Consider the following 23,069-nt stretch of genomic DNA (forward strand, 5'->3'; position numbering starts at 1 on the left):
GGGAATTCCGCGGATGCGTGGACGGCCATGGTCAATAGGCCGTGCTGAAACTGACCAGCCCGAAGGCGACGATGAACCAGGCGAGATAGAGCGCGCCGAGCGCGAGCAGGCCTTCGCCCAGACGCACCCAGCGGCCGCGACGGGGCGCGCGCCAGGTGCCGACCGCATGCGCGACGATGACAGCCACCGCGATCAGCGCGAGCACGCCCCACGCGTACAGGACATACAAGGCCGGCGTGATGCCGCCCTGCAACAGCGGAATGGCGTCCTTCGCGAGGACGTAGGTCAGCAACGCCGCCCAACCGACCACTTCCAGGGCCAGCACCATGATGGCGAGGCGCGAGATCAGGCGGAAGCGCATGGCGCGCGGAGCGAAGGGCAGCGAACGGCGGTAATGGCGACGCATCCACGCGCCGATCGGCCAGGCGAACCACGCGGCGAAGACGAGCCCGCTCGACAACGACAGCCACAACAGCACCGAGCCCAGCGCGCCCGCCCAGTCGATCCGCTGGAACACCGCGACGGGCACCTCTTCGTCGGTGGCGAAGTAACGAATGCTGCCGTCGGAGTCGGCGACGAAGCGCAGCGTCGTCGTCTCGGCCGCGTCGCGATAGACCAGCGGTGCCACCGCATGCCAGCGCAGGGGCGCGCCGGCCGCGTCGGTGAACGCGCTGACGACGATCGTGTGATCGGGCTGCGGTGAGACCGAGGTCTGCCCGAGCAGATAGAACAGGCGCAGCGCGCTGTCGTTGCGTCGCGTCGAACGGTACCAACCGGCGACCCTGGCCGCGTCCTCGGCCGCGTTCGGCAGCGTGGCGCCGTGTTTTGCCGGCCGGGGGTAATAGCGATCGAGAAAACGACGCAGGATCTCCTTGCGCACCACGTGCGCACCGGCTTCGTTGCCCAGGCTGTTGAACGACACGAAGATGCCCACGTGCGCGTCGAGCAGCAGGTGCAGGTCGGAGTGAAAATAATCGAGGTCGCCCGCATGACCGACGATGCGCTGGCCGTTGCGGTCCTCGTCATAGAAGCCGAGGTCCATGCCGTTCAGGCCCGGCGCGTTGGCGTGCTGCCGCGTGTGCATGAGGCGCACCGTGTCCGGGCGCAGGATGGCGGTGCCATCGCGACCGCCGCCGTCCAGGTAGGCGATCATGAAACGCGCCATGTCGGCCGCCGTGCTGCTCAGACCGCCGGCGGGCGCCGGGTTGATCATCTCGAAATCCTTCGGCACGCCGTCCGAGGCCGTCTTGTAACCGATCGCCTGCAGCGGCTCCAGGTTCGCCGGCACAGGTTGCAGGAAGGTGGAATGACGCATGCCCAGCGGCTGGAAGATGTGCCGGTCGACGTAGCTCTCGAAGCGTTCGCCGGATACGCGCTGCACGATGTAAGCGGCAAGACCGCAGCCGTAGTTGGAATACGCGGTGTACATGCCGGCGTCATAGATGCGTCGCGGCATGTGCGCCTTCAGGTAAGCCTCGAGATTCACGCCCGCCGCGGTGGCCGGGAACATGCCGCTGGCCGTGTCCTCGAAGCCGCCGGTGTGGGTCATCAGCTGGCGCAACGTGACCGGCTTGCCGTTCCGCGGCGGAATGGCGAAGTCGAGGTAACGGTTGACGTCGGCGTCCAGGTCGAGCTTGCCCTGCTCCACCTGCTGCATGACGGCGGTCCAGGTGAACAGCTTGGAGATCGAACCGGGACGGTAGATCGACGAGTCGGGCGACGGCACCTGGCCCGTGGCGAGGTTCGCGCGGCCATAGCCGCGGGCGAGCAGCACGTCGCCGTCCTTCACCACGCTGACCACGGCACCGGCGAGGTCGCCGCGTTCGAGTGCGAACGGGATGAGTCCGTCGAAGAAGCGCGACAGGTCGTCGGCGTTCAGTTCGGGCGTTTCCGTGCCGGGCGTGGCCGGAACGGCGGTCGGCGTGGCGACGGAGCTGGCGGATGCGGGCAGCGACGGCACCTGCGCCTGCGCGCCGACGGCGACGCACGCGAGGCCCAACGCCATCAGGCGTCTAGCGAAGCGGTACATGGCGACTCCAGGAAGAACGGCGGCCGGGCAAGGATCAGAAGTCGACGCTGGCGGAGACGCCGACCGTGCGCGGCACGATGTAGCGAGCACTGAACGGCGAGGCGCGCGGATCGAGGGTCTCGGGACCGATCGACGACACGCCGCGCTTGTCGAAGACGTTCTTGACGTAGGCCTTGAAGGTAAAGTCGCCGACGTAGACACCGGCTCGCAGGTCCAGCGCACTGTAGCTGGGAATGGCGAAACGCGGCCCGTCCTCGGTCGAGAAGTCGGACACGCGATCGCCCACGTAACGGTAACTGCCGCCGACGAAGGCGGACCAGTCCTCGCCGATCGGGAAGTCGTAATCGATGCCGACGTTCGCGTTCAACTTCGGCACGTACGGCAGCCGGTCGCCCTTCCGGCCGAACAGGCCTGGCGGCGTGTCGGAGGTCAGTTCGGCGTGCGTCCACGTGGCATTGGTGGAGAACACCAGGCCGTTGGCCGCCCCGTAGTTCCAGCTCGCCTCCAGTCCGCGGCTACGCGCCTTGCCACCGTTGCTGAGGAAGGACACGCCGCCCGCCTGCGCGGCGAGCTGAATGTCCTTCCAGTCGATCAGGAAAGCGGCCAGTTCGACGGTGGAGCGCTTGTCCTGCGAGCTGCTCTTGAGGCCGAGCTCGTAGTTGACCAGGCGATCCTGGTCGAACGTTTCGGGCGCATCGGTGCCCGGCAACACCGAGGTATTCGCGCCGCCCGGACGGAAACTGGAGGCGACGCGGCCATAGACCATCAGGTTGTCGTTGAACTTGAACGTGGGGTTGACCAGGTACGTGGACGGTTTGTCCGTGCTCTTCAGCGTGAAGTCCGCCGTGGGCGCGAGCAGGCCGTAACTGGTCTCGTGGAACTCGGTACGGTCGTGGCTGTATCGTCCGCCCACCGTCACGGCGAACTGGGACGTGGCGTGCCAGGTGACGTCCGCGTAACCGGCCCACTCCTTGAACTTGGCCGGACCCACGGCGACATGTCCCGCCGGGGCCGGCAACGCGATCGGTGCGCCGGTGGTGGCGTCGAAGACGTTGACGTCCTGGTCGTTGGTGGTGTGCTCGCGGGTGAAGAACACACCCGCGCGCCATTCGACGGCCTGGTCGGTGGCCGACTGCAGGCGCAGTTCCTGCGTGACCTTGTTCAGCGCCATGGGGTTGCTGATCGAGTACGCGCCGTTATCCAGGCCCAGCAACGGATTGACCAGCGGTCCATAGGCGAAGGTCGCATCGGTATCGGAGCGCTTGTCGAGCTTGCCGTAGCTCGTCGACGAGACCAGCGTGGCCCAACCGAAGTCGGCGCTGACGTCGGCGCTGTAGAGCCGGTAGCGCACGCCGAACTTGCCGGTGCCGACCGCGAGCGATTGGCGAAGGTCGCCGTAGATCGGTCGCAACGAGACCGGATCGACCTGCACGCCCGCATTCGCGAGCGCGTCGCCGTCGAGGTTCTGCGCCAGGGCCGCGAGCCGCACCGAGACGGTGCTCGAGGGTGTCCACAGCAGCTGCGCGCGTCCGCCGCGTATCTTGGCGTCGTTGGTGTCCTTGCTGGCGTTGGCCGGATTCACGTTGTCGATGTAGCCGGGATCGCGACGGGCGAAGGCATTCACGCGCAGCGCGAGTTCGTCCTTGATCAGTGGCAGGTTGACCATCGCATGCGTGTCGAAGCCATCGCCGCCATGGGACACGCTGCTGCCGCCGACCTGCACGCGCCCGGCAAAGCGGGTGCTGTCGGGCGGCGTGGTGACGAATTTGACCAGACCGCCAAGGGTGTTCGAACCGTAGAGCGTGCCCTGCGGGCCGCGCAGCACTTCGATCCGGTCGACGTCGTCCGGGTCGATGTCCGGCGTCAGCAAGGCGCCGGCGGCATACACCGTGCTGGAGCCGAAGGGCGTGTCGTCGATGTAGGTACCGACGGTGGCGTTCGGCGTGTTCGAACCGGAGGTGATGCCGCGCAGCGTCAGCTGCGTCTGCCCCGGGCCGAGGGTGACCGTGTTCAGGCCAGGCACGCGCGTCGCGTAATCGGCGAAGCTCTGCGCGCTCTCACGGTCGAGCTGGCCACCGTTCAAGGCGGAGACCGCCATCGGTACGTCCTGCACCCGCTCGCTACGCTTGTTGGCGGTGACGGTGACTGCCGAGAGATCGGTCATCTCGTGGGATTTGGCCGGTGGATGTGCCGCCGACTTCGCCGCGTCGCTGCCCGCGGTGGACGCCGGCGCGTCCTGTGCCGCGGCCAGGACGGGCGCGCTCAACGCCAATGCGATCGTTGCACAGAGGGCCCTTTGCCCATGGAACGGTTGACGACGGAACATAAACGGCTCTCCCCCGAGGCGACGACGCAGTAAGATCGTGGCGCCAGTGTTATCATCGTATCATATGTCTGTCAAATGATATCTGGATAACATAGGGGCAAAAAAGCTGGTCGAGCCGGGGCGACGAGCTATTCCTCGCTGTTACGGCCGAATACGTCCGCCAGCCAGTCGATGAACACGCGCACACGTGTCGAAAGCTGGCGATTGTGCGGATAGAGCACCGACACCGGCATCGACGGCGGCGGAAGGTTTTCGAGGACCGAAACGAGTTGCCCCGCGGCAAGCTGATGCGCGACGCGGTAGCGCGGCACCTGGATCAGGCCGAGCCCCGCGACGCAGGAAGCGGTATAGATCTCCGCACCGCGCACCATGACGTCATGTGGCAACGGAATCTCGCGCACGCGGTCACCGTCGACGAACTCCATCGGATACGACTGGCCCGTCGCGGATGCGACGTATGCCACCATCCGGTGGCCGTCGAGATCGTCCAGCGTCACGGGCACCCCGTGCCGCGCGAAATAATCGGGACTACCCACCGTCACCTGCGCGAACGACGTGAGACGACGTCCCACCAGTGACGAATCGGCCAGCTCGCCGGCACGCACGACACAGTCGAAGCCCTCCGTGATCAGGTCCACCATGCGATCGGCTTCGCTGAGGTTGAGTGCGATGCCGGGATAGCGCGCGATAAACGTCGGCAACGCCGGCAGGATGAAGAAGCGCGCGATCGTGCCCTGCATGTCCACGCGTAACGGACCCTTCGGCTCGGCTTCGCGGAAGACGCTTTCCATCTCGTCGATGTCGGCAAGCAGGCGGACGCAGCGCTCGTGGTAGAGCTCGCCGTCGAGTGTCGGGCGCACGTTGCGCGTGGTGCGCTCGAGCAATCGCACGCCCAGGTCGGCCTCGAGGCGCTGGATGGCATGGGTGGCGCTCGGGCGCGGCAACCGGAGATCGCGGGCCGCCTGCGCGAAGCTCCCGCGCTCCACGATACGGACGAACAGCCGCATGACGTCGATCCGGTCCATCACACCCCCTCTCTCGCGATTGTTATGTTTTCTGAAACGGTGATGTTGAAAACCGCATTCTAGCGCGGCTTTTCGAAACGGCTATCGTGATTAGCACACCGGACACGCCCTACCCGGCCGTCCCCACCCCTGCTGGAGAAGTCGATGCCGTTCGCCAATTTCAAGGTTCCGGAAGCCGCCCTCAGCCGCGCGCAAAAGGAGGACATCGTCCATCGGACGACCGCGATGCTGGTCGAGTATTTTTCGGAAGCGGCACGCCCCCACACGATGGTCCTCATCGAAGAAATCAAGGATGGCGGGTACGCCCGCGCCGACGAGGTCTTCACGATCCCCGATGCATATCGGGCGCAGGACTGAATTCCTTCCCCTTCATCGGAGAAACCATCATGAGCGATTCGAACAACCAGGTAGCCATCGTCACCGGCGCATCGCGCGGCATCGGCGCCGCCATCGCCTCGCGCCTGGCAAGCGACGGCTTTACGGTGATCGTCAACTATGCCGGCAGCGCCAACGCGGCCGCGAAGCTGGTGGAAACCATTGAAAAGACGGGCGGTCGCGCCATGTCCTGCCAAGCCGACGTGAGCGATCCGCAAGCCGTGAAGCGTATGTTCGAGGCGGCCGATGCGGCATACGGCGGCGTTGACGTGCTGGTGAACAATGCGGGCATCATGAAACTCGCGCCCCTCGCGCAGACGGACGACGCCACGTTCGACCAGACCATCGCAATCAACCTCAAGGGTACGTTCAACGGCCTGCGCGAGGCGGCAACGCGCCTCCGTGACGGCGGGCGCATCGTGAACTTCTCGACCAGCGTGGTCGGTCTGTACCAGCCCACCTACGGGGTCTATGCGGCCACCAAGGCGGCCGTGGAAGCCCTGACCCATATCCTCGCGAAGGAACTCGGAAAGCGGGGTATCACCGTCAACGCCGTGGCGCCTGGTCCCGTCGCTACCGAGCTGTTTCTCGATGGCAAGGACCAGGCGACGCTCGATCGTATCAAGCAGATGATCCCGCTCGGCCGTCTCGGCGAGGTCGACGACATCGCCCCCGCCGTATCGATGCTGGTTGGGCCGGACGCAGGCTGGATCAACGGCCAGGTCATCCGCGTCAATGGCGGGGTGATCTGACCGGGAGCGGTCTATCGGCTGATTTTCCCTGGGGGGCGATAGGCCCCTCAACCTTCGGAACGGGTTTCCGGCCATGAAAGGCTCGACAAGGGCGACCGCCTATAGTGATCCCGCCCGACCAGTTGGCGCCATGGGTGCGTTCGCGAGTCACTGCAACAGATAGATGCCCGTGCTGTCGTAGGTGATCTTGGGTCCGGTTTTGTTATTGAGGACTTTGAACGCCTCAAAGAATTGGTGCGCGGTCAAGCCAAATACGCTTTGCGTCACCTCGTCGCTTTTACTGTTGGACACGGCGACAAACCTCAAGGCCTCGGTCACCTTGGAGGGTTTTCCCGGAACCTTGATAACTGCGCTCTCAGCCAGTTTGGCCAACACGATGCGTTTCCAGTCTTCGATGCCGGAGGCCGGCTTCGTATCTGAATCCGCCGAGCTTGCGACCGGCCCGGAAAGCACGGGGCCGCTTGAAACCGGTTTGCGTTTGCCCACGCCAGGGTCATCGTGCTGCAACGGAACGTCGTACTTCGACGCGAGGATATTCAAGATATCGTCAACCTGGTCGGTCTCCGGAGAAAGCCCGGTCAGCTTGACGATCGAAGCGAAGGTCGCCTTGTATGACACTGACTCCATGGGCAATCGATCCAACTCGAGCAAGGCCAATACGCCCGCCGCAAGGGTATGGTTAATGGTGCCGATGTTCCCCTGGGTCGGCGGCAAGCCAATCTGAATCTTGCGGGGATCGGCGACCACGATCGTTCCCTCCGCCGATATAAGGAATTGCAGGTCGCTGACGCGCAGCTGGGCCTTCGTCAGTCCTTCCTGGATGTGTACCAATGTCTGCAGCGTTTCGGGCTTGAAGAAGCGTGCTTTGTTAATGAGCTTGTCCCCACGCCGCAGTTTTCCTTCCGGAACCGCCAGGTGGGGCGTCTCGTCCAGTTCCGCCTTGAAGTCCTTGGACTGCTCGGCCATGCGCGGCATGATGATCGCCGGCATGCCTGCATGCATCGTGATACCGATCACGTGGATCACCGGTACGCCGGCGGTTGCAAGCATGCTCAACATTTCTATCTCACCTCCGATAAGGCGGAAGAAGTCGAACTCCTTCATCTTGACGAGGACCGTGTTGCGGTCTCCCGCCACTTCGTAAGCAACTTTCTTCTTACCTGTTCCCAGCAATGGCCCAAGAGGCGCTTTCTCGAATTTAGCCAGGTAAGGTATCTTCACCTTCTCGCAGGCTCGTCGGATATGGTAGGCGGTAACGAAGTCGCCTCCGGCCAGTTCCAGATACTTCATATCCGGATCCTTCCAGCCCAGTTGGGATACCACGTCGCCAACGCGCAGACGCAGCAGCCGGACCAATACCTGGTAGTCCCATTCGGCCAGGGTGAAATCGGCGAACTTCGCGTCGTCGCTCACGTACTCACGGTTTTCCGGCCTTCGTTTCTCTCGCTCCAGCCTCTCTAGACCCAGACGGATGTTTTCCAGATCGCCGAGCGCCTCGTACTCCATCAGAAGGGTGCCGATCTTATCCGCGTCCACCGGATCGAAATCCGCGGTAAAGCGCGTGACGATCGATCGCCGCAGGCTTTGCCTGTACTGTTTCAGGACGATCGTGTTCTCAAGCTCCGGCTGTCCCAGTCGCCTGCGAGCGACGTCGGCGCGATCGCCCTTGACCAGATCGCTTGCCTTCTCGACCTGAAGGTATTCAGGGTCGACAAAGGGTAGCGCTTCACGCCCGACAAACCCGGCCTGGAAAACGTCCTTGGCCTTGGCGGTGTAGATGGCCGTCTGATCCCCGACCTTGTGGGCCTCCACCTTATCGGTCGCGACCTTGTCCAATTCTTCGACGTCGAGCTTGCTACCCTTGTCATGTTCCAGGACACGCACGGCGGCCGCAGCCGCTTCGGGATTGGAAATCAACGGGCCCTGTACGTAATCCGCCGAATGGTCGTTGCGATTCTGGCGTGAGCGGAGTACGAATTTCTGCCAACTCTGGCGCTCTTCCTCCGAGGCGAATTCAATCTCATCCTTGGCATTGAGGCGTGTCTCCCACCCCATGCCCGACAGCGGCGCCAGAGCTTCATCCTCCACCTCGTAGGTATAAAGCATCGGGATCGGGCGCGTTTGGGGTGTTATCTTCCCGGAGGACTTGGCATCGTCGCGGTAGCGAGCGGCCTTGGTTTTCGCCCAGTTCGACGCGATCCCTACGGTATGCGCCATGTAAAATCCACCCTTGCCGGTGGGGTCGAAATCGAGAGACGTGCGCGAGTACATATCGTGAATCGGCGTAGGCGCCGCTGACGCTTCCGCACGGCTTTCCGATCTCCCGTGATAATAGCTTCGCAGCTGCACGCCGGTCGACGAAGGCGGCGACGCGACAGGATCGTTCGAGGTCAACGACGTCGCCTGCGCCACGCCTGCCACGAAGCCGGATGCCTTCGCACCCATGACGTCGGCCTCGCGTTCGAGCGCGGGATCATCGTTAACGTGCGCTCCGGCCATCTGCACGGTCGGTCGAACACGACCTTGCGCTTGCTGCACCACGTGCCATGCCTCGTGAGGCAAATGGCGCTCTTGGCCGGGACCAAGATAGATATTCCTGCCCTGCGCGTATGCATGAGCGTGCATTTGCATCGGCGCGGAGGAATTGTAATGAACCGAGACTCCCGCCATCGATATGCCGGACAGCGTTTCGACGCCCTGACGCAGTGCCTGAGGCAAGCCGGACGAGGGGCTCGACGAGGCTTCGCGCTGCTGAAGTGCGTCGATGCGCTGTTGCTGCATGACTTGGCGAGGGGAATCATTGGTGGCGAAAACGTGTGCTTGATGGCGCAGCCGTGAGTCCTCCCCCTCGCGCAATGCCGCGATGCGTTGGTGCTGGACCGTTTGACGGGGCGAACGGTCCAACTCGATCGATCGTTGGGTATGCGTCGGCGTGGCTTGCTGATCCGTGGAGGTATCCGGATCCAGGGCGCGGGTCGGACGCGCTTGACGTGGAGCGTTGGACATCGGTTTATGCCTCGCTGCAATGTTCGGCGCGCGACTCATCGGTCGTCGGTTTTACATGGAATGGCCTTCCTCGCCCGTTGCCGCCAGATCGACGGCGGCCAGCCGGCTCAGGAGGTCTTTCATCGCGGGAGTCGTGAGACGCTACATGCCGCCCTTGCCCTTCTTCGCGGCTTTGGGCTTTCCACCCTTTAGCTGTGCGATACGCGCCGCCTCCCCTGCCTGCCGGGGGCTGTCCGACGCCTTCCGTTGCATGGGGCCCCGCCCATCGGCGGATGCGGCGGCCGGCTCGCCGGCGCTTTTTGCCTGTTTCACGGGTTCGGTCTTCATGGTTTCTCCACCCTTGGTTTGAGCATGTGATAAGCGATCGTCGCGACGAGCGCGACCAGCAACAAGGCGAGCAGCGCGTTTCCTTGCCGCACCCGCACCAGCGCGGGATCGCCCAGAAGCAGGAGCGCGCCGAGAACGAGGAACACGATGGCGCCTCCCAGCAGGCCGAGCTGGAATGGCAGCCCGATCTGCCGCATCCGGCAACTGGACTGGTAGACGACGAAGGCGATCAACCACACCAGGAGCACCGCCTCGGTAAGGATGCGCAGCGGCCAGCGGTGCTCGCAGACCCATCCGTTCAAGCCCTCGGTAGCCGACGGTCGCGGGAGGAAACTGCGGCGTATCCGCGAGGCCGTCATGCGCCCGACGGCATCGTCCAGCGTGGGCGCCGCCCAGAATCCGACGCCGCCGAAGTTGTCCGATGTATACGAGAGGTCCTCGGTGAGGTTTTCGTCGGTCAGGACGCCCGTGGATACGATCGGAATGACCCGGCGCAGCAGGATGCGGCAGGCTTCTTCGGAGATGTCCTTGTCGCGGTCGATCGTGGACAGTACCTCGCGCATGCTGTGCGCACCCGGTTGGGTGACCAGCACCATGTAGCGCAGCGTGAGGTTCGTGCTGCTCCGCTCGCGCGCGTTGTCGCTGGGCATGGTGTCGGCTTGTGGGGATATGGCCTCGGCCTGCCGCAGGTATTCCGCCATCTGGGTGGGATTCCAGAGGGTCTGCGCGCCGGTCAGGTCGGTGTCGCGGAGCACGATGTTGAGCACGTACGGATGTCTGCGCCGGCGCAACTCCACGATCAACTGGCGGATCTGCTGGTTCAGGTAACGCTCGAAGATCGGCCGTAGCGGATCGCCGGACGGCGGCATCCGGTCAAGGAAAAGCGTCAGGCCATTGCCGTAGCGCTCTTCCTTCGCGAACCCGGGAACCCATGAGTGGACCCGTGAAGCGAGGTCGGAAAGCGGCGTGTCGATGAAGTCAGCCGCCTGCGCCGCCAACCGCTCGGTAGCGTCCTTGACGTCATCCTCGGTGAAGTTCGCGAGGAATCGCCAGTCGTTGCGATAGAGGGTGTAGTCCAGCGCGGTTCTCTGCCGCCGCGCCTCGCGGATGAACGCGGTGTCCTCCGCGGTCGTCCACGAGGGCTCCATCAGGTCGCCGTTGTCGGCGAACCAAAGCGCGAACACGCTGACGCGGGAAAGCATGCTGAAGTCGAGCCGGCGCGGCGTGGCCGTGTTGTCCCAGAACGGATAGAAGCCGTACACCTGGCCGTTCAGTGCGCGCACGCAGCCGCACCCCGCCCCTGACCATGATGGCGCCGAGGGATGGACGAGCGAATGGGACTGCCTGGCCTTTTCGATCAGTAACGCATGCATGGACGCGCTCATCAACCAGGAGGGAAGCTGTTCCCACGGCAGCTGGCTCGGCGGCATGGCGTCGTCCTCGTCGGCCAGTGCCGGCCAGTCAGGCGGGCAGACGAACGTTTTCATGTCGGGCGGGGGTTGATGCTTTCGACTGGCCGTCGCCGTGATCATCTCCCTGGAGAACACGCAAAGCTGTTCGTCCAGGGCCGCCACGAAGAGATCGCGGCCGGGAAACTCGACGCCGATGAGTGGCGCGAGCATGCGCTGGAACTGCGCCTTCGCGTCGACATCGACCGTCGGATCGACGAATTCGTTCCTGGGCGGCGCCGCATCCTCATGGGCGACGGTGCTGGAGGAAGCGGGGGCGGCCGTTCCGGACGTTGCCGGCTCGGCAGTCGGCTCGGCAGTCGCCTCGGCAGTCGCCTCGGCAGTCGCCTCGGATGCCGGTACGAGGCCCGCGGCCTCGGTGATGTCGGCGGAACGCCGCTTGAGATCGGCAACCACATCCTTGTCCTTGAAGATGTCGTTCGTAAGCTTATACACGTCCACCTGCGACTGCGGCGACGTCGGCGCGGAAAGCGTATCGACCAGCGGTACCGTCGTCAGCGGCTGCGGAGGTGCCGGCTTCGGTGGCTGGGGCTTCTCCGCAGGCGTCTTGGGACGTTCCGCCGGTGGCGCGGGCTTGGGACGGGGTTCCGGCCTGGCGGTCGGCATGGGGCGCGCGCCGAGAATCGACAGCTTGTACGTCTGCTGCGCCATGCAGTCGTGCTGGTCGCGCACGCCGGCGACGAACACCGCGATGAACGGCAGGCTGCTGGGTTGGCCGGAGAGTTCGCCGCTGGTGGCGAGGGAGATGCCCGGCGGAAGGCTGTCGGCGCTATAGGCGTATGGCGGGACGCCGCCACTGGCGCGCAGCGTGTAGCGATAGGGCTGGCCGACCGTGCCGGACGGCAGCGTCATCACGCTGTCGCCGAGCCGCAACGGCTGTACGTCGGCGCATGACAGCTCCGCCGCCGCCGGCGCGCTCACCCATAGCGCGAGCACCATGCCCAGACCACGAAGTGCGAAGGGCCTCATCCCAGGGTCCTCCCTTCCTTGCCCAGCTCCTTCGCCAACGCGACGCGCAGGTGGGCCGTGCCTATCCGGGGGGCGCCGGTGCGAGCTGCCTGCAGCACGGCGAAGCGCAAGGCGTTGACGATCGCGCCGCCGGACAACACGTAACGTTCCGCCAGGTCTTCCACATCGACGTCGGGTGCCACCCGGCCCACCTGGGGAAGAAGGCTCTGCCAGAGCCGCAGTCGTTGTCCGGCATCGGGCATGGGGAAATACACCATGGATTGGAAGCGTCGGGAAAAGGCCTCGTCGAGGTTCCCGCGCAGGTTGCTGGCCAGGATCACCACGCCGGGAAAATCTTCCACGCGCTGGAGCAGGTACGCGATTTCCTGGTTGGCGTGACGGTCGTTGCTGTTCTGCACCGCCGCGCGCTTGCCGAACAGCGCATCGGCTTCGTCGAAGAACAGGATCCAGCGTTTGCTCTGCGCCTGGTCGAAGACACGGGCGAGGTTCTTCTCGGTTTCGCCGATGAACTTCGAGACCACCATCGACAGGTCGATGCGGTATACGTCCACGCCGGTGCTTTGGCCGAGCAGCGTGGCGGACAGCGTCTTCCCCGTACCCGGCGGGCCGTAGAACAAGCTGCGATAGCCGGGCTTGACCACGCGGGCCAGGCCCCAGTCGCGCATCAGTTGCGGCCCTTCGTTCAACCACGTGCGGATCGCATCGATCTCGTCCATGACGTCGGGCGAGAGCACCAGGTCCGACCAGTTCAAGTCGGTGGTGATGCGTTTGGCCGGGAACTGGATGTTGTAGTCCGGCTTGTCCGCGATGCCGGTCTGCAATCGTTGCAGCGATTCCGCGCTGACCGTGAGGGCGCCGCTCAACTGCGGCTCGTTGCCGGCACCCTCCCCGTCCAGTCGCAGGATGTCCCGCGCCACGAGCGGATGGTTCGGATCGAACATGCCGAGCAACGCGATGCGCGCGGCCAACCGATCCCCGGCGACCAGGAAAGCGGCGGTTTCGCCGGTCGGCAGGAAGCCGCCGTGACGCTGGGCCTTCCACCCGCCGAATTCGGTAAAGCCGCGGTCGAGATTCTGGTTGCGCACGAACAACAGGTCGAGCATACCCGGCCGTACATGCGGTGCGGTGGCCAGGGCGAGCACGGCGCGTTCCCGCGCTTCCAGGCCGAGATCGTCGACCAGCGCGGACAATGCGCTTCCCGGTGGCAGCGCCGGCGGTGGGGCGGCCACCTCGAAACCTTCCGGCTGCTGCTGGAAATGCTGTTCCAGGCGAAGGTGGATGACGCCCTCCAGCCACAGCAGCTCCTTCTCCAGCGCTGCCGCGTGAACAGCGTAACGATCGTCATCGCCATTCGACATGGAGCACCTCCTTCATCCATGGCAGCCGGATCGTTCCGTACGACCACGGCAGGCGGTCGAGCAGCACGTCGAACGGATTCGGCTGCACTTTCAGGCGCCTGTGACCGCCGTCGAAGGTTTCGTGTTCCACCAAGCGGCCGATACGGCGGAGGAAGGTCTGGCGCAAGCCGTGCGGCGAGGTCTGGCCCAGTGCCCGCCAGTGCGCGACGATGGCGGGGAGAAGGCTGTCGAGGACGGGCACGAGGGTGTCGAGCGGCGGCGCCGGCGGTACCGGCTCGTCCATCGACAAGCCGCACAACATCTTGTTGAGCACCCATTCGTGCTCTTCGCTGCCGGCATGCCCGTCGCTGAGGTAGACGAGGCAGTGCACCGCGCGATGCTGCGCGGCCATGTCGATGAAGGCGTCGTCCCGGGTCAGGCCGAGCATCGCGAAGAGCCTCGGCGCATAGTTGGCGAGCAGCACCAGCCCCGCGTTGGCGATGTAGATCGCTTCACTGCCGGGGTGATCGTCGGCGGGCGACACGGTGCCGTCGGCTCGTCGGCCATGGGTGACGCGGGGGCGCTCATGCGTTTCGCTCGCGGTCCGCGCATCCACGGCGAACGGCCGTTCCTCTTCGTCGATACCCAGCACGTCCAGCGCCTCCCGCCAGACGCCATGCCAGGCGACGTGATCCTGGGGAGGCCGCTTCGCCTCGTCGAGATAGGCCAGGCTGTAGTCGAGCAGGTAGATCTGCAGGGCCGACAGGCCGAGTCCCGCGTCGCGTACCCGGGCGTCCGACTGATGGCGCAACGCGAACTGCCGCATGGATTCGTACCATGCGGCCGGCAGTGCGTCCGCCCGTTTTCGGTCCTGTGTTTCCGGGGTACCGGCGGACGGCGGCGAGCCTTCGATGCGCTGATCGATCCGTGACGATTGGACGTCCAGGAAACGCCGCTCCAGGCCGAGGAAGAGGCGGCGGCGCAGTCCCGTAGGGTCCCGGCCCGACGAGATCGAACGCAGCCGTTGCGCCCATTCCGACGCGTCACCCTTACCCGCCCCGGTCAGAAGGCTGTCGCGCAACGCATCCATCAGCCGTTGCAATCGGGTCACGCCGAGGTGGCTGCCGCTGGTGGTCCACAGCGCGTGCAGCCCCGCCACACGCCACGTCATCCGCATCTGCGCCAGTTGATAGCCGCTCAGGCGTCCCTGCGCGCGCAACGGCTCGAGCAACAGGGCATCGAGTTCTTCCAGGGCTCCCGCCAGTTCCTCGTGACGCACGGACAGCAGGGCATGCAGGCCGTGATGCGGCGTGATCTGGCTCAGGCGGCGGACGGCGCGCTCGGGGTGTGGGAGCCGTAGCAAGGCGGGCCACAGGCGCGGTCCGCATCGCCGTGTCAGGTGACTCAGCCAGTCGGCCAGCGAGGCGTGGGCGAGCGAAGGCATCGACCAATGCAATCGACCGTGTCTTACGTAGTAGAGGAAGTTGTCCAGATCGCGATCGCCCGCCGGGCTGCCTGATGGTGTTCCTTCGTCTTCGCCCTGCCGGATTCGCCGTAGTGCCGTATCGAGAGCGAGTTCCAGGTGTCGCGCCCAGACGGACGGGTCCGCGTCGACCGGCAGATCGCCCAGGTCGATGTCCAGCTGGTCGATGCGCCACACACGGTCGCGAGACGAAAGACGGTCGAGCAGCCGCTCGAGCAGGTGCGAGCCCTCGCCGAGGATGAAATCCCGCAACCGCTGCTGGGTGGTCACGGCATCTTCGCGGGTATCGCTGTGGCAGGACCACTGCAAGGTCTCGATGACGTGGCCGCTCATGCCGTCTGGCCTCGCCGCAGTTCCCTGGCGATCTGCCCACGCAACCTGCATGCCCAACGCTCCACGCGCCGGGCGCTCGCCTCGGTTCGCGCCGATCCGGCAAGCCGGTGGGCGCAATAGGTCTGCATGGCTTCCAGCCAGGCCGCATAGCGCCGTTCGAAGCGAAGCATGGCTCGGGCACCGAGCCAGATCGTGTCGACGCGCAGATGCGCCGGGGCGTTCAGCGTCAGCGTCTCCAGGGCCACGCGCCGAAAGGACGGATGCCGCCCGCGCGCCGTCCAGGCGGGGAAGACGGCCGTCAGGCGGTGCGGATAGAAATCCGCGGGCAGATCGGCTTCCGCGCCGGGGGGTGGTCGCAAAAGCGTGTGCTCGACAAGATGCATGCCCTCGCATTCCAGCTGCAGGCGGCAGGCGAATTCGTGCAGGCAGATCGCCGCGGCTTCCGGCGGCACACGTGGCGACCGCAGCGGAAGAACCCACGCAGGGCCCCGCTCCCCACTGCCCAGCCAGATGGCCGTGGTGTCCGCGTGGAGATAGCGTTCGACGTGTACCGCGCTGCGCAGCAAGGCCGGGGACAGCGCGGTCGGATCCAGGTCCTGGAAATGCCGGGCGAGCGAATGCGCGGCGCTGGCGAGGTCCGGGCCCATCGCCTCCACGACGCGGCGGCGAGCCGGTCCCCAGATGACGGGCGGGTGCGCCTCCGCCGGAACCTCGCGCACGGAGGCCGGCGAGGCATTTCGGGAAGCCAATGCGAGGCCCGCAGTCGCCAGGGGCTTCATCAGCAGGCGGCTGTGGTGGTACTTGAAGCCCAGCAGCAAGCTCGCCCGCTGCTGCAAGGCCGGCGTATTGCCACGCCGTCCGAGCGAGCGCCGGCTGTAGTCGATGCCGCCATGGCGATCTCGCGTCAGGGTGGCGATGCGCACGAGGAAAAGGCGCTTCTGCTCGAACAAGTGCAGGCGCCACGCTTCCGCGCTGAAGTACCAGCCGAAGGGACGAATGCTGCCTTGCCAGACGCCCTCGCCGTACAACGCCAGTTGATGGTCCAGGACACGACCACGCCGCTCGATCGCGTCGTCGGCCGCCGCGAAGACGTTCTCGCGCAAGCGTTCGCGGTCAGTCGTGTACAAGGCCTCCAATCCGGGGATGTTCTCGTTGCCGAGCACATCCCAGGCATAGCTGGCGCGGGGACGGGATGCCGTCGTGTAAAGGTCGCGCAGGTAGTGCGTCTGCGCATCCCCATGGGCCAGCCACTGGTCGAGCAAGGCCACATAGGCGTGGAACTGCGCGGTCGACGCGGCATCGAAGCGCTCACGATAGATGCGCGGCAACTGCTTGTGCAGCGACACATAGGTCTGCGGCGCCAGGTATCTTCCGTGCGGCCGGCTCAGCGGCGATCCCGCCATCTCGGGCGCGCTATCAACGGCTGCCCGGCCCAGTCCGTTTCGGCGCAGGTCGTCCAGCCGTTGCAGCAAGGCATCGGCCGCGACCGAGACACGCGTGCCGCGCCGGTTGATCTTCCAGTCCGCGATGGCTTCGCGACGATCGGGCCAGCGCAGGCGCCGTACCCAGCCGTCGCCTCGGCGTGGCAGCGCATCGACAGCGTCGGCCACGTCGTCGGCTTCGAGGCCGATCCGGGTTACCTCGTACACGCCCTCCACCGAAAGCGCGATGCGTGCCAGGTCGCCGAAATAGATCCGGCTGTCGCGGTCCAGCGCCAAATCGTCCGTTTCGATCCAGCCCCGGCGCAGGCGTGGCCCGTCGAGTACGTCGGCCAAGGAGACGTCGTCCCCTTCCCCGGCCAGCCGAGCCGATAACGATTTACGCACCGGAGCGGCATCCACATATCTGGCGCAGCGCTCGACCAGCTCGGCAAGGATGTCTTCGGGGGAACGCATGCCTTCGATGCCGAGCTCGACGCTGAGGCCACACCAGCGAGGCTCGAGCACGCGGGGCAGCCCGTCCAGGTCCTCGCACAGGTTGCGCTGCGCCCAGTAGGCCCGCGCCGCGACGGCCACGGCGCCCTCGGGCGTGGCCACCTCCAGTTGGACCCGCCATAGGCCGTCGCCGGCGGTCGACTGGGCATGCACCTGCAACGCGCCGGGCACGCGATCGAGCAGCCAGCGCATGTAATCCGTGTCGGTACAGGGACGGCACGGCAGGATCTCCTCGGCCGCGCGGAGTCCGAGGGCACGATAACGGACGCGTCCGTCGGGGCCGGTCAGCAGGTCGAGAAGCGGCTGTCGCGCGCCGAAGATGTCTTCGGTCAGCGCGAAGCAGAACGCGTCGAACAAGGTGACGCCGGGGTCGTGGTAGTTGTAGTCGGTCCACTGCTCGCCGCTGAGTTCCTGCAATGCATCGAGCGCACGCGCGCGCAGCGCGTCGTACGCCAGCGGATCGTCGTCGCGGAGTCGCGGGATGACTTCGGCCGGGATGCTCATTTCCGCTCTCCGTCCATATGCGGATCGAACCAGAGCTGGGTGACGTGGGCCTTGATGGTGATGCCCTTCCCGTAGTCGCAACCGGTGCGGGCCTGCAGCCGATAGACCGCGTTCCGTCCGTGGGTGCCGTGCCAACGTAGCTGCAGGCGGTCGCAGCGGCGGGAGTAGAACGCATGGGTCGCGTTGATGCCGCGCTTGCGATTGAAGACGTCGAAGATGCCGAGCGTGGGATTGTAGGTATTGAGCGCGACCGCATGGACCAGGGCGAAGTGCCCCTCCCCTTGCCTGCCTGCGCCCGCGGTGACTTCGAAAGCCTGACAGCCGTCCAGGTCGTCGGTCAGGTCCTGCCATTGGCCATTGGCAAGGAGCGGCACGGCGGGTGAGCGCGCGTAACTGCCACGACGGCCCGTGCTGCGCACCACGCCGTCGACATCCAGCGCCGTTTCCGGCTGGGCCTGGCGAATGCCCACGCGGCCGGCGGGGTCGAGGGTCCACAGGGGAGGCACCGGGTCGGCCGCGGCGTCCCCGGCAGGCGGAACGTTGGAACGGATAAGCAGCTGGCCTTGCGCGCCACCGAAACCGACCGACCACAGCGGCGCATCCGGGTCCTGGTCGCGAAAGAAACTCAACAAGGCCTCGTAACCCGCCGCGGCGGAGATCTCGAAGCCACGCTCCACCGACTTGGTGAAGCCTTCGTCGCTCATGTTGAGCATCGAATCGATAAGGTCGGCGAAGTGCGCCTGCGTGGGCAGCGACCCGTCGGCGAAGTAGCTGCGCAGCGATTCGCGATTGCGGATGGTCATGGCGCCGCACCGCCCATGATGAACGTGCCGCCGATCTCCAGCTTGCCCACGCCGGTGGGACGCTCGTCGCGCGACATGTCGGCGCCGGCCACTTCGATCAGGTGGCGTGGCCTGGGCAAGGCAAGGCTCCAGGACTGCGCGGGACGCACCAGGCGCACCGGATCACCGGTGCGTAGGCGGCCGGTATCGTAAAGCCGATAGGTGTCGTCGTCGCGACGGACGATGTGCAGGAGCGACATCGAACCGACGGCCTCGATATCGTCCAGGTTGCGGAGGTGGGCCTCGATGGCTTCGGCGCGCACTTCCCAGTCGAAACCGGCCCGGTATCCGTCCTCATGCCAGGGCGACAGATACTCCACGAGCGCGCGATTCGCGCGAAGCAGCGCCGCGCCGGGATGCGCGCCCCGGGCCAGGCGCAGGGCACAGCGCACCTGGATGTATTCGTAGACGGCGTTGCGCACGACGATGCGCAAGCCGGGCGCGCTCCGCTCGCGCAGGTAGACCATCATCTCTTCCAGCACCGCCGCGTCGAAATGGGGTGCATCGGTGCTGTGGAACAGCATGCCCTGACGTGGTGTGGGCACCACGACCACGAGGACGCCGCCAGGCGTGCCCGAGATCGCGGCCTGGCCGGCTTCGCCGTTGACGAAGCACTTCGCCTTGAAGATGTCCGGAAACGCGTCGAGTAAAAGCCGTTCGTAATCCCATGGCGTGCACGCGCGGTCCTTGTGCCGCAGTCGTTCCGCACTGCGGACGCGCAGCATGCCAGGCGTCTCCGGCTGGGCGATGCCGAAGGACGGGCCGATCTGTTGCACGGCAAGGAGGCCGCCGACGGGATGCAGCGGCATGCGCACGGTTCCCGGCGGCAGGGGCAAGGTCGACTCGCCATCGCCACGCCGATGCACGCGCGTGGCCGTCACGGCCTGGGTGTAGATGCCGTAGAGGCCGGCAAGGCGTTCCAGGCAGCCGTCGGCGCTCAGTCGCACCCAGTACAGCGCACCAGGCCACTGCGGGCAGCCGCGCGTCATGCCGGTCGGGAGATCGACGACGACGATGCCGCTGCGCAGGAAGCCCATGGTGCCGTCGGAGAGCACCCGCGCGGGGTCGAGCATGCGCCATTCGCCATCGCTCCAGACCGCCCAGCTCGTCGACGGGAGCGGCGCCCGCCAGCTCTCGGCGGCGCTTTCCGCGCGCAGGCTGAAGTAGAGGCTGAGGGCGCCGCAGGGATCCGAGCCGGACAAGCCGATATAGAGGTTGCCCTGGTGGACATAGGGCGGCAACAAGGGCACGCCGTCCATGCCCGGCCGGGCGCGCGGCGTGTCGTAGCCGAAAGGATGCAGGTGCAGCAGCTTGCCGCGCGACGACGGCGTCGTCGGTTTCAGCGAGATCCGCTCGCTGGCGACGTAATCCAGCGATACCTGGTCGACCGTCGGCGTGTACGGCTCGTTCGGCAGCGGTCGCACGAGTCCGGCACGCCGCGAACGGGCGTTGGCGGTGAGGGTTTCCGACAGCAGGCGTGGATACAGCGCATGTCCGAACGCGGCCGGCGGGCCGGCCAGTTCGAGGCGAAAAAAGCCGTTACGCGTGGCCGTGCCGAAGACGAACGGCTCCTGCACCGACGACTGCGCGCGATGGTAGAGCGACAGATCGGCTTCCGGTAGCGAGAGCGTCACGTCGCGGCGCAGATGACGCTCGCCGTGGAACAAACTTCGCAAACTCTCGCCGCTTCGCCACTGGCCGTCGCGCAGGATCGCCGGTTTCACCCGGAAACCGGAGGCCGGCCACGATCCGGGATAGTCGCGATACCAGGCCGCGAAACCACCCTCCTCGTTCGGCAGCTGTGCCCATTGGAGGTGGAGGCGAAGTTCGCGAAGGGGTTTACCGGCCAGTTCCTCGTTGCCGAACACGCAATACGCGCCTACCGCCGGCAGCGGGCCGAACGGTTGGAAGGGTTTGCCGGCGTCGAGCCGCCCCAGCTGGTTGTAGATCACCAGGCCGCGCACGCCGGTGACACGTGTCGACAACGAGATATCGTGCAGGATGACCTGCTCCAGGGCGCTATAGGCATAAAGGCGCGTGCGCGTCTGCAAGGTGAGGCGTAACGCGGGGTGTTCCGGGCACGCTGGGCCGTGCACGGCAGGCTTACACGGCACGATCGGCGGTTGTTCCTGGCCCAGGTGGATCGACAGCTCGACGCACCCGCCCCAGCCGAAACCCTCGTTCGTTTTGCGGACGACCAGCACGTCGCCCGGCACCAGCCAACCGTCGGCGACACTGAACTCGGCTCGCCAGACCCCGCGGAAGACCCTGTTGAAAATCAGTTCGCGATCGGGCTCGCCCCGACCGTCGTCGTGCTCGTGCGGGTAGGCCAGGATCAGGGGATCGTCCAGCTCGACCACCCTGGCGACGCCGTCACCGAGCAGACTGGCGGCGTGGGCGCGCAGCGCGGCCGTGTCCTGAGGCAGCAAGGCTTCGTTGCCCGCGATCAGCCATACGGCGAAGAGGCGGCCGAGGCTGGCCTTGAAGCGCTCCGGGTCGTCCTGTGCGAGACAGGAGGCCACCAGATAACACAGGCGTACGTCGCCCTCGGAACGTGGTGCGCGCGCCCAGGCCGCGTCGGCGCGTTGGCTGGCGACCACCGGGGACGCCGGTCCGAAAACGCGGGTATGCAGGCGCTTCTCGGCATCGTCGAGTCGAAGAAACACATCCGCCAGCCACGTGGCATCGCGTGCGCCGGCATCGCGACGCAGCATCGCGGCGAGATGGCCGTCGTCCGCCGCCGGATGCGACAGGCGCAGCAGCACCCGCACGTGGCGATTGCCTTCCTTCAACGCGAGCATCGGCGACACCAGGGCCATGCCGATCCTGGCGTGCGTCGCCTGGGCGGCGGAACCCTTGGACTCGCCTCCCATGAGCGGCCACCACGATGGCTCGCCGGCGTAGGCGGCGTCGGGGGACCGCAGGGGGATCTCCTGCGTGAGCATCCGCGTGGCGTAGCCGAACTCGCGCTCCGGCGAGATGAGCGCATCGTGCTCCATCCTCACGCTGTAAAGCGCGGCGACCTCGTTGTCGGTCACCTCCAGGGTGTGCTCGGCGGCGAACTCGATCCCCTGCCCCTGCCGGTCTTTCCCGCCGACGAAACGCGTGCCGCGTGGCAGGCGCACGGGCGAGGCGTAGGTCGCGTCCCTGGTGAAGCGCAGATAGATTCGCTCCTGCGACGGGCGCCTGGGTCTCATGCGCAGGAGGTCGAGGTAATAGAAGTCGGTGAGGCGCTCCGGAAAACGGTTCACTTCCGTCCGCGAGTCCTGGAAGATCTGCAGCGCAGCCATGAGGAGACCCATCGCCGGCTCGTGCTTCGCGTTCACCAGGCTCGGCTGAAGCTGCGACAGCGCGATCGGTTGCAGGCGTGCGAGCGCCACGCACAAGGCACCCCAGATCCTCCGAAGCAACGACCTGCGTTTGCCGGTGTCCAGCGGCGCCGCGTCCACATGGCCGGCCGCGGTCTCCAGACGCCATGCCGGATGCATCTCCCGCGCCGTGGCCTCGTCGATGCCGAAACGGCGGATGGCATCGTGCAGCAGGTCGCGCAAGTGGCTTCCGATCTCCGCCATGATCGCCTGCACGACATGCACGGCGGTCGGCGTATCGTGCCGGGCCAGCCAGCGGCACCAACGGTCCACGCGGGACACCACCTGGCGTACCCGCCACCAGAGGTGCCGCTCGTCGGCCCAGGCCCAGGCCTCGACGAAAGCCCGTTTCGCCTGGTCCAGGGGGAACGACGCCATCTCGGCGAGCACGGTGCTTTCGTCGCGCAGCAGCGCATCGTCCCAGCATCCCGCGTCGCTACCGTCGTCGGTGGCGAAGCGCACGTGGGCGGCGTAGCCCAGCATCAGGTGAATGCGCTCGGCCAGCGTGAACTCGTCGGGCACGACATAGCCGCGGCGGAGCGCATCGGCCAGGCGTTCGTCCTGTTGCGTTCCGTCGTTCATGCCTGCACCGGATGCGTGGCCTGGTGCAGGTAGAAGGGGTACACCAGGTTATGCCGGGCGTTGGTGCCGCGAATCGTATAGTCGAGGCTGACTTCCAGCTTGCCGTTGAGCGGGTCGACCAGTCGCGCCTCGATGCGATCGAGGATGATGCGCGGCTCGTAGAACAGGATGGCCTTGCGCATCAGCTCCTTGATCTCGGTCACCGTCTGCTCGTTCGCCTCCTCGAATACCATGCGGCGCAGGTCACAGCCGTAATTCGGCAGCATGATGCGCTCGCCGGGGTGGGTCGAGAAAAGAATGCGCAGGCTTTCGGCGATGTCGCTCGCATCGGCCACCATCACGGCCTCCTTGGTCCGCGGATCGAACCGTGGCGGAAAGCTCCAGCCCCTGCCGAGGAAACCCGACATG

14 protein-coding genes are annotated in these 23,069 nt (G+C 66.0%); 2 read left to right on the forward strand and 12 right to left on the reverse strand.

The genetic code is table 11. The annotated features are described in order from the left end of the window. Positions 1-31: 31 nt before the first annotated feature. The 3 genes from JNG39_RS06545 to JNG39_RS06555 all read right to left on the reverse strand — a co-directional run bounded on the left by JNG39_RS06545 (position 32) and on the right by JNG39_RS06555 (position 5,380). A complete protein-coding gene (locus JNG39_RS06545; protein ID WP_368310351.1) occupies positions 32-2,029 on the reverse strand; it encodes a serine hydrolase domain-containing protein in 1,998 nt (665 codons plus the stop codon). A 34-nt stretch (positions 2,030-2,063) separates the two neighbouring features. Next, complete coding sequence (locus tag JNG39_RS06550; RefSeq protein WP_368310352.1) at positions 2,064-4,295, reverse strand: TonB-dependent receptor; 2,232 nt, start codon at positions 4,293-4,295, stop codon at positions 2,064-2,066. Positions 4,296-4,483: 188 nt separating this feature from the next. After that, positions 4,484-5,380 (reverse strand): LysR family transcriptional regulator, encoded by an 897-nt coding sequence (locus JNG39_RS06555; protein ID WP_368310353.1) that lies wholly within the window; start codon positions 5,378-5,380, stop codon positions 4,484-4,486. A 144-nt stretch (positions 5,381-5,524) separates the two neighbouring features. On the opposite strand from JNG39_RS06555, the gene JNG39_RS06560 reads away from it, so the two are divergent. Both JNG39_RS06560 and JNG39_RS06565 read left to right on the forward strand, forming a co-directional pair. Then, positions 5,525-5,737: a 4-oxalocrotonate tautomerase family protein gene (locus JNG39_RS06560; RefSeq protein WP_368310354.1), complete on the forward strand. Its 213-nt coding sequence runs from the start codon at positions 5,525-5,527 to the stop codon at positions 5,735-5,737. A gap of 29 nt (positions 5,738-5,766) precedes the next feature. Beyond that, complete coding sequence (locus JNG39_RS06565; protein ID WP_368310355.1) at positions 5,767-6,507, forward strand: SDR family oxidoreductase; 741 nt, start codon at positions 5,767-5,769, stop codon at positions 6,505-6,507. A 147-nt stretch (positions 6,508-6,654) separates the two neighbouring features. Here JNG39_RS06565 and JNG39_RS06570 read toward each other — a convergent pair whose 3' ends face one another. From JNG39_RS06570 to JNG39_RS06610, 9 genes are all read right to left on the reverse strand, one after another. After that, positions 6,655-9,513: a DUF4157 domain-containing protein gene (locus JNG39_RS06570; RefSeq protein ID WP_368310356.1), complete on the reverse strand. Its 2,859-nt coding sequence runs from the start codon at positions 9,511-9,513 to the stop codon at positions 6,655-6,657. A 141-nt stretch (positions 9,514-9,654) separates the two neighbouring features. Further along, complete coding sequence (locus tag JNG39_RS06575; protein ID WP_368310357.1) at positions 9,655-9,840, reverse strand: hypothetical protein; 186 nt, start codon at positions 9,838-9,840, stop codon at positions 9,655-9,657. Continuing rightward, entirely contained in the window at positions 9,837-12,278 is a 2,442-nt protein-coding gene (locus JNG39_RS06580) for a hypothetical protein (protein WP_368310358.1), read from the reverse strand. Before JNG39_RS06580 ends, JNG39_RS06575 begins: the two co-directional genes overlap by 4 nt. Next, positions 12,275-13,636 (reverse strand): ATP-binding protein, encoded by a 1,362-nt coding sequence (locus JNG39_RS06585; RefSeq protein WP_368310359.1) that lies wholly within the window; start codon positions 13,634-13,636, stop codon positions 12,275-12,277. The genes JNG39_RS06580 and JNG39_RS06585 overlap by 4 nt, the downstream gene beginning before the upstream one ends. Next, positions 13,620-15,431 (reverse strand): contractile injection system tape measure protein, encoded by a 1,812-nt coding sequence (locus JNG39_RS06590; protein ID WP_368310360.1) that lies wholly within the window; start codon positions 15,429-15,431, stop codon positions 13,620-13,622. The genes JNG39_RS06585 and JNG39_RS06590 overlap by 17 nt, the downstream gene beginning before the upstream one ends. Then, entirely contained in the window at positions 15,428-17,869 is a 2,442-nt protein-coding gene (locus tag JNG39_RS06595) for a hypothetical protein (RefSeq protein ID WP_368310361.1), read from the reverse strand. The genes JNG39_RS06590 and JNG39_RS06595 overlap by 4 nt, the downstream gene beginning before the upstream one ends. Continuing rightward, positions 17,866-18,672, reverse strand: a complete 807-nt coding sequence (locus JNG39_RS06600) for a hypothetical protein (RefSeq protein ID WP_368310362.1) — start codon at positions 18,670-18,672, stop codon at positions 17,866-17,868. Before JNG39_RS06600 ends, JNG39_RS06595 begins: the two co-directional genes overlap by 4 nt. Beyond that, positions 18,669-22,661 carry a hypothetical protein gene (locus tag JNG39_RS06605; protein ID WP_368310363.1) on the reverse strand — a complete coding sequence of 1,331 codons (3,993 nt, stop codon included), beginning with the start codon at positions 22,659-22,661 and terminating at the stop codon, positions 18,669-18,671. Before JNG39_RS06605 ends, JNG39_RS06600 begins: the two co-directional genes overlap by 4 nt. Continuing rightward, positions 22,658-23,068: a GPW/gp25 family protein gene (locus JNG39_RS06610; RefSeq protein WP_368310364.1), complete on the reverse strand. Its 411-nt coding sequence runs from the start codon at positions 23,066-23,068 to the stop codon at positions 22,658-22,660. Before JNG39_RS06610 ends, JNG39_RS06605 begins: the two co-directional genes overlap by 4 nt. Between the last annotated feature and the right edge of the window lies 1 nt (position 23,069).

The organism is Luteibacter sp. CQ10 (genome assembly GCF_040900725.1).
In the GTDB taxonomy this organism is placed as follows: Bacteria; Pseudomonadota; Gammaproteobacteria; order Xanthomonadales; family Rhodanobacteraceae; genus Luteibacter.

What these genes read in the sequence shown, in the direction of transcription:
- JNG39_RS06545 (WP_368310351.1), bottom strand. Translation starts at nt 2,029, where the DNA reads ATGTACCGCTTCGCTAGACGCCTGATGGCGTTGGGCCTCGCGTGCGTC.
- JNG39_RS06555 (WP_368310353.1), bottom strand. Translation starts at nt 5,380, where the DNA reads ATGGACCGGATCGACGTCATGCGGCTGTTCGTCCGTATCGTGGAGCGC.
- JNG39_RS06560 (WP_368310354.1), top strand. Translation starts at nt 5,525, where the DNA reads ATGCCGTTCGCCAATTTCAAGGTTCCGGAAGCCGCCCTCAGCCGCGCG.
- JNG39_RS06565 (WP_368310355.1), top strand. Translation starts at nt 5,767, where the DNA reads ATGAGCGATTCGAACAACCAGGTAGCCATCGTCACCGGCGCATCGCGC.
- JNG39_RS06570 (WP_368310356.1), bottom strand. Translation starts at nt 9,513, where the DNA reads ATGTCCAACGCTCCACGTCAAGCGCGTCCGACCCGCGCCCTGGATCCG.
- JNG39_RS06575 (WP_368310357.1), bottom strand. Translation starts at nt 9,840, where the DNA reads ATGAAGACCGAACCCGTGAAACAGGCAAAAAGCGCCGGCGAGCCGGCC.
- JNG39_RS06580 (WP_368310358.1), bottom strand. Translation starts at nt 12,278, where the DNA reads ATGAGGCCCTTCGCACTTCGTGGTCTGGGCATGGTGCTCGCGCTATGG.
- JNG39_RS06585 (WP_368310359.1), bottom strand. Translation starts at nt 13,636, where the DNA reads ATGTCGAATGGCGATGACGATCGTTACGCTGTTCACGCGGCAGCGCTG.
- JNG39_RS06590 (WP_368310360.1), bottom strand. Translation starts at nt 15,431, where the DNA reads ATGAGCGGCCACGTCATCGAGACCTTGCAGTGGTCCTGCCACAGCGAT.
- JNG39_RS06595 (WP_368310361.1), bottom strand. Translation starts at nt 17,869, where the DNA reads ATGAGCATCCCGGCCGAAGTCATCCCGCGACTCCGCGACGACGATCCG.
- JNG39_RS06600 (WP_368310362.1), bottom strand. Translation starts at nt 18,672, where the DNA reads ATGACCATCCGCAATCGCGAATCGCTGCGCAGCTACTTCGCCGACGGG.
- JNG39_RS06605 (WP_368310363.1), bottom strand. Translation starts at nt 22,661, where the DNA reads ATGAACGACGGAACGCAACAGGACGAACGCCTGGCCGATGCGCTCCGC.
- JNG39_RS06610 (WP_368310364.1), bottom strand. Translation starts at nt 23,068, where the DNA reads ATGTCGGGTTTCCTCGGCAGGGGCTGGAGCTTTCCGCCACGGTTCGAT.